The sequence below is a fragment of the Desulfobacula sp. genome (assembly GCF_030611305.1).
Lineage (GTDB): Bacteria > Desulfobacterota > Desulfobacteria > Desulfobacterales > Desulfobacteraceae > Desulfobacula.
In genome coordinates this window covers 46,873-54,010 of the sequence record NZ_JAUWQB010000014.1, presented here as the reverse complement: position 1 = coordinate 54,010, position 7,138 = coordinate 46,873, and the positions used below count along the sequence as shown (strand labels likewise).

At 43.2% G+C, this 7,138-nt stretch carries 7 protein-coding genes; 4 read left to right on the top strand and 3 right to left on the bottom strand.

Annotated features, from left to right (window positions below):
* The 3 genes from QAI40_RS04385 to QAI40_RS04375 all read right to left on the bottom strand — a co-directional run.
* On the bottom strand, nt 1–1,466 hold a 1,466-nt coding region (locus QAI40_RS04385), incomplete at its 3' end, for a retention module-containing protein (RefSeq protein ID WP_299978465.1).
* Between the two features lie 463 nt (nt 1,467–1,929).
* Complete coding sequence (gene brnA, locus QAI40_RS04380; protein WP_299978468.1) at nt 1,930–2,157, bottom strand: type II toxin-antitoxin system BrnA family antitoxin; 228 nt, start codon at nt 2,155–2,157, stop codon at nt 1,930–1,932.
* Nucleotides 2,147–2,407, bottom strand: a complete 261-nt coding sequence (locus QAI40_RS04375; RefSeq protein WP_299978471.1) for a BrnT family toxin — start codon at nt 2,405–2,407, stop codon at nt 2,147–2,149. Before QAI40_RS04375 ends, brnA begins: the two co-directional genes overlap by 11 nt.
* 154 nt (nt 2,408–2,561) lie before the next feature.
* On the opposite strand from QAI40_RS04375, the gene QAI40_RS04370 reads away from it, so the two are divergent.
* The 4 genes from QAI40_RS04370 to dsrB all read left to right on the top strand — a co-directional run bounded on the left by QAI40_RS04370 (nt 2,562) and on the right by dsrB (nt 7,105).
* Nucleotides 2,562–3,239: a tetratricopeptide repeat protein gene (locus QAI40_RS04370; protein ID WP_299978474.1), complete on the top strand. Its 678-nt coding sequence runs from the start codon at nt 2,562–2,564 to the stop codon at nt 3,237–3,239.
* Between the two features lie 80 nt (nt 3,240–3,319).
* Complete coding sequence (locus QAI40_RS04365; RefSeq protein ID WP_299978477.1) at nt 3,320–4,414, top strand: hypothetical protein; 1,095 nt, start codon at nt 3,320–3,322, stop codon at nt 4,412–4,414.
* A 195-nt stretch (nt 4,415–4,609) separates the two neighbouring features.
* The gene (gene dsrA, locus QAI40_RS04360) at nt 4,610–5,935 is read left to right on the top strand and encodes a dissimilatory-type sulfite reductase subunit alpha (RefSeq protein ID WP_299978480.1); all 1,326 of its coding nucleotides are present in this window, start codon (nt 4,610–4,612) and stop codon (nt 5,933–5,935) included.
* 15 nt (nt 5,936–5,950) lie between these two features.
* Nucleotides 5,951–7,105, top strand: a complete 1,155-nt coding sequence (dsrB, locus tag QAI40_RS04355) for a dissimilatory-type sulfite reductase subunit beta (protein WP_299978483.1) — start codon at nt 5,951–5,953, stop codon at nt 7,103–7,105.
* The last annotated feature ends 33 nt before the right edge of the window (nt 7,106–7,138 follow it).

The following is a 7,138-nucleotide window of genomic DNA, read 5'->3' as shown; positions in this document are numbered from 1 at the left end:
CCACCAGTAGAAGTGCTGCCCACGATGTTGTTGCCGACAAGTGCTACGTTGATATCCTCGCCGTCACTGGTGAGACCAGTAGCTGCTGTAGTCACAGACAGAGTGTAACCCAATGAAGCCGCTGTGCCGTCATCATCTGCTCCCATATCCTGAGTAAGAGTAAACAGGCTGGCAAACGAATCAGAGGCGGTGTCTGAGTCAGTACCAATGGTTTCCGCATCTTGGGTGGTGAGGCTCGGAAGCGAAAAATCTCCTCCATAAAGAAGACCAACATCCACCGTCGGCACATCATCAACGATGTTGATGGTGATGGTCTCCGTCGAGGTGTTGCCGTAGTTGTCAGTCACCTCGTAGGTGAAGGAGTCGGCGGCGATCTCGGTGGTGACGCCGTTGTTCGCATTGGGGCCATCCACCGGTGAGGTCAGGGTGTAGAGATAGGTTCCATCCGTGTTGATCTGAATCGTACCGTAGGTTCCGGCTGTGGCTGAATTGCCTCCAGTTACCAGAGCATAACTTAGCTGACCAAACCCGCCGTCGGCCGTCAGTGTGTCACCTGCTGTTTCATCCGTGCTACCAGGCAGACTGCCGGTGACTGTGCCCGCTGCGAGGTCGTCCCCACCCACAACCAGATCAAGAGCATTCTCGTTGACCGTGACCGATGATACGTTGGCGGACAGGCCGCTGTCGACCCCGTACCCTTCAGTATCTGTTGCTGTTGCAGTGTTCCCAAAGTCGTCGCTAGCTGTCACACTTGCCTCAATCACATGATCAGGGTCTGCGACCAGTTCCGCACCCGGCACATCAATACTGAATTTTAATGTTCCATTGTCATCATATGCCGGTCCGGAGTAATCGTTGCCATTGATTGTCAGGGTAACTATATCACCTGCCTTGACATCGCCACCTACAGTACCGGTTACAGGGATAATACTTTTTGCTTCTTCTGCATCAATAATATCATCAGCAGTAACATTGATATCCAGATCAATAGCTGCAGTGATCGTTGGGGGTTCGATTTCACCGTTCTCTTGGGTTATGATTTCTGCGTCTGAGCCATAATCAGTGGGGAACAGGTAACTGTCGACTTCGCCTCTAGTCTGGTCGCCTGCATAGTAGTCAAGGCCGAAGTCATGTGCGTCATCCTCTTCACCCACGGCTGTTGCTTCTTCATCACCGATCTCTTCACCGGCTTCAAGTGCTGCCTGCAGACCTTCCACTTCACTGACGACTGCATCACGGGCATCAACTACGCCGGTGACGGATTCATCAATGAGGATCTGTGCGTTTTCAGACAGGTTTATTGTTTTTCCGTTGTCCAGCTCAATGGTGACCCTGGAGCCGCCGGTTGTCTCAATCAGTTCATTTTCATAAACTATGTCCCCGACGTTAAGTTCTCGAACCTGCCCCGTGGATGTTCGTGCGTTTACCGAACCTGAAATTTCTTTTATGCTTCCTGCTTGTGCCATGATTGGCCTCCAAAGTTTTATATTATTGATAAAGGAATGGCAATTAAACTATTATATTATCAATTATTATAGTCATCCAGATAAAAAAAGATATTGTACCAAGGTCTAATTTTTAAATATTTTCACACACCTGTTCCGATCCAGGCAAACCGTTCGGACAAGACACCCTGAATTTCCACTGGAAATTATGGAATGTAATAAACAGCGAGTCATTACAAAGCGAATTTGCTATGCTGGTTGGTAGAGACTGATTGCCTTACGGGAGCATTATGGATCTTTGCTTACAAGTTTTGATTATCGTAGCGGTTAAACCGCCATGGTGTTTGAGCGAGGAACGAGTGAGTTCATGGCGGTCAGCGAAGGTAATCTTAGAGATTGTTGCAATGGCCATCCAGCGGACGTAAGGTGATCAGCCTGTGACATGATCATATAATTTCTTTTTTTGAGTCAAAAAATCCGGCTTTCAGGCTGAGACTTGCTGCAATCTTTCTGCAAGCCAGATTTTGATAATTGACTGTCGGGGAACACCGAGCCGCTTAGCCTCTTTATCCAAAGAATGAATCATCCAGATCGGGAAATCAACATTGACTCTTTTTTGTTCCTGTTCAGATCGTCTGGCTTTTGAAAGATCCAGATGTTTTACAATGCTCTTTCCTTCATCAAACTTTTTGTCAAAGTCTTTAGCCTTCATATATCTCAATCTCCTCATCTCTCGCCCGGCGCACAGAGATAATCCTTATATTCTCCCCACGATATGTGATAACGCCTGACCAATGCTTTACTGCTATCTTTCCAATAACCAAAAACCTTTGTTCATCCGTCGTCCTCGCCGGAATCTCCAATAAGTCGGGATCTTTCCAAAGCTCTTGAGCTTCAATAAAATCAATCCCATGCTCTTTTTTGTTAGTTTTTGATTTTATAAGATCATATTCAAATTTCATAGTATAAATAATATATCTATCTGGTATAGATTGTCAATCAAAACAGGTGTCTGTTTTTTAATGGGTCTTGACACAAAGTCATGTCGGAAATAGTATATTGAATTTTAAATCAAGGATTTGAAACTGCTGTAAATATTAAATAAGGATATGAAGAATGACAAACGCTGATCAGGGGAAGAATCTTCCAAAAGATGCGGATGAGTATATTGCAAAATTAAAAGCTGCGCTTGTTCATAATGATGAATGCGGTACAACCCATTACAATCTTGCTGTAGCCCTTATGGGAAAGCAGGAGTTTGTTGAGGCTGAAAAGGCACTCCATGACGCTATTGACCGCAGCCCCACGCTTGCCGAGGCCTATGTCCTTTTAGGCGGTATCTGTCTTCAGAGAAAGGATTTTGAAGGATGCTACCGGTTTAACCAGAGTGCTACAAAAGCAAGAGCCGGCTTTGCAGAAGGGTATGGCAATATGGCATTTGTTCTGCTTCAGTTGATTGACGGTAAAGATTCAAAGGAAGATGAAGAAAAAATGGATAAGGCCATAAAAAATCTCAAAAAAGCCATTATTCATAATAAAAATTTTGTTCAGGCTTTTGCCACCCTGGGGACTGCCTATTTTATGAAAGGACTTGTAAAAGAAGGTATCAAGGCAAACCTTGAGGCCATTAAAGTGCAGCCTGAATTCCCGGTGGCCCATAACAATCTTGCCGTGGGCTATCTTGAAACAGGGGAATTTGACAAAGCCATTGCCCATTGTGATAAGGCTGAAAAATTAGGCTTTCAAGTGGTTCAGAAGCTGAAAGACGAGCTTGCACCTCACAGAAAGGCATAATGTATCCCCGTCTTTTTTGTTTTTTTATATCTGGTGAAGAAAAAGAGGTTTTCCCTGGCTCTTGTTTATGGAAATTTGCCTTGTCAGGGAAAAGCACCGGGTTTTCCAGCGATATTCCTTCTGAAGATGGTATCGAAAATTTTGTTATAACGATCGGGGATTACTTTTCAGCTGCCCGTCAATTTTTATTAAAAAATGATTTTACACTATTGAAATCAGGCCTTGAAGCTGTTTTCAATGCACCTGTTCCAACGGATCAGATCTATAAGATTGTCATTTTTCTTGAAAAGCACGGCGCTTTATATCACCCTTTAAAAATTCAGGTTGTTGTCAGTGAGAGCCGAACCTGTTCTTTTGTCCTGAATGGTGCGGTATCAAGAGCAGGTCTGTCTTTGATTGAAAATGAATATGACCTGATATCCCGAATGAATCAAGCGTATTCAAAACACTATCTCCCCCGGGTCTTTGGTATTGATTTCATAAAAACAGATAACGGCAGGATCGGTTTTTTTTTAGGGGAATGGTTTGAAGGCTACAAAGAATTCCATGTCACCGAAGACCAGGATAGAAGACAAATTGTCATATGGGAATCCGACGGCAGCTGCCACTATATCTTAGAAACAGAGGCGCTTGAAATTTATCAGGAAATCTCCCGGATTTTGACGTATTATTATGATCTTGAAACCTTTGAGCAGATTTTTCCCTGGCATCATGCGGCCGGAGATTTTATTGTCAGGCAGGAGGAGGACAGCACTCATATCCGGCTGATCACCGTGAGAGGATATTCACCTTTAACGGAATTTGGCGCCGGAGAAGCGGATAAAAAAACACATATTCTACCCTGCCTGTTGTTTTTCTTTTTGAATCTGACTTTAAGAATGCGCCTTGATCGAATTAATGGTACGGGTAAAACCATACTGCTTGGAAAGCAGGTGATAAAAGCAAGCATTGAAGGTTTTTTAAAAGCGTTGGATGAAAAATCCAGCGCTTATGATTTTGGAGATTTAAGATCAGTTTTTATTGAGTTCTTTTGGCAGTTCAAGTTGGAACAGATCATTGGAATTATGGAAAATATTTTAGAATCCTGTCGTCCCGAGTCTTCTGAAATTAATTTATTAGAACAAAATCTTGAATCTCATTGCAGGATTCTGCAATCAATTTTTAAAAACATGTAAAAAAAACCTTTTTTATTGACATGTTGAAAGTAAAATTTTATATCTGCAATGTTATTTTGCTTAAGTTGTTCCCAAGAAAAAAAAGGCGGTTTTATAACCCTTTGGAATAACGCCAAATTAGACTATTGAATGAAAAGTTTGAGAACTTTTTCATTATTGATTGAATGTAAATTAACTATTAACGGAGGTAAGTAAATGGCTAAACATGAGACTCCTTTTCTGGATCAGCTGGAATCCGGCCCATGGCCGAGTTTTGTTTCTGATCTGAAACAACAAGCTGAAGTCAGAGCCAAGAATGAAGAAGGTGTTGAATTCCAGATCCCCCAGGATTGTGTAGACGATCTTCTGGGTGTTTTGGAGCTTTCTTACAAGCATGGTAGAACTCACTGGAAACATGGCGGTATTGTAGGTGTTTTCGGTTATGGCGGCGGTGTTATCGGAAGATATTGCGACCAGCCAAAAATGTTCCCAGGTGTAGAGCATTTTCATACAATGCGTGTGGCCCAGCCTGCTGGTAAATATTATACAACCGATTATCTTAGAAAATTGACTAAACTTTGGGATTTCAGGGGTTCCGGTGTTACCAATATGCATGGCGCAACCGGTGATATTATTCTTCTGGGTACCACCACTCCTCAGCTTGAGGAAGTATTCTGGACACTGACACATGATTATAATCAGGATCTTGGCGGATCAGGCTCAAACCTGAGAACACCTGCTGATTGTCTGGGTTCGTCCAGATGTGAATATGCCTGTTATGATACCCAGGCATTGTGTCACTTTTTGACCAATGAATACCAGGATGAACTTCATCGTCCGGCATTCCCCTATAAATTTAAATTTAAATTTGATGCCTGTCCAAACTGCTGTGTTGCATCTATTGCACGGTCTGATATGTCATTTATCGGTACCTGGAAAGATAATATCCGGATTGATCAGGATGCCGTCAATAAATATGTTGAAAATGATGCAGCTTATCCTTCCAATGCGGGTGCACATAAAGGCCGCGACTGGGGTCCCTTTGACCTTGAAAAAGAAGTACTCGCCCTTTGCCCCACCGGATGTATGAAATTTGAAAACAAAAAACTGGCTATAGACGATGCCAACTGCACCCGCTGCATGCATTGTATTAATGTAATGCCAAGAGCCCTTAAGGTCGGTAAAGATACAGGCTGTTCCATTCTTTGCGGTGCCAAGGCTCCAATCCTTGACGGTGCCCAGATGGGTTCTTTGCTTGTACCATTTGTCGAAGTTAATGCTGACAATGATTATGAAGCAATTACAGAAGTCATTGAAAATATTTGGGACTGGTGGATGGAAGAAGGCAAGAACCGTGAAAGACTTGGTGAGCTGATCATGCGTCAGGGTTTCCAGAAACTTCTCGAAGTAACTGGAATTAAAGCAATACCACAGCATGTTTCATATCCGAGAAGCAATCCGTATATCTTCTGGAAAGAGGATGAGGTTGAAGGCGGTTGGGACCGTGACGTTGAAGAATACAGAAAACATCATCTTAGATAGAAAGGGAGTATTATAATGGCATTTATTTCTACTGGTTATAATCCAGCAAAACCGATGGAAAACAGAATCTCAGACATCGGTCCCAGAGACTATAATGAGTTCTATCCTCCTGTGATTGCTAAAAACAAGGGCAAATGGTCTCACCATGAAATCCTTGAACCGGGTGTACTGGTTCATGTGGGTGAATCAGGAGACGAAGTATATACTGTAAGAGTGGGTGGCTGTCGGTTGATGAGCACCACGCATATCAATGAAATTTGTGAAATTGCTGATAAACATTGTGACGGGCATCTTCGTTTCACCACCCGTAATAATATCGAGTTCATGGTTGACTCAAAAGATAAACTTGAGCCCCTTAAAAACGATCTGGCTTCCAGAAAGTTTGACGGCGGTTCCCTTAAGTTCCCCATCGGCGGAACCGGTGCCGGTATTACCAATATTGTTCATACCCAGGGTTGGATTCACTGCCACACCCCGGCAACAGATGCCTCGGGTACTGTAAAAGCTACAATGGACGAGCTGTTTGATGACTTCACGGATATGAAACTTCCGGCGCAGCTCAGAGTTTCCATGGCTTGCTGCCTGAACATGTGCGGTGCGGTTCATTGTTCTGATATCGCCATCCTCGGATATCACAGAAAACCGCCCATGCTGGATCATGAATATCTTGATAAATATTGTGAAATTCCTCTGGCGGTTGCAGCTTGTCCCACAGCAGCAATCAAACCTTCTAAAATGAAACTTGCCGACGGTACGGAAATAAAGTCTGTTGCTGTTAAAGATGAAAGATGCATGTATTGTGGTAATTGTTACACCATGTGTCCTTCCATGCCTCTGGCTGATACAGAAGGTGATGGTATTGTTCTTATGGCGGGTGGTAAGGTTTCCAACAGAATTTCCGAACCTAAATTCTCAAAAGTTGTTGTGGGCTTTTTGCCCAATGAGATGCCAAGATGGCCTTCCATGACAAAGTCTATCAGGAATATGGTTAATGCATATTCCAATGGCGCTAACAAGTATGAGCGTCTGGGTGAATGGGCTGAGAGAATCGGATGGGAAAAATTCTTTGAGGTATGTGAGCTTGAGTTTACCCATCATCTTATTGATGATTTCCGTCAGCAGGCATACATGAGCTGGCGTCAGACAACTCAGTTTAAATTTTCAAAATAGGTTTTTAACCTTACCTGTTTTATAAAGTTGTTG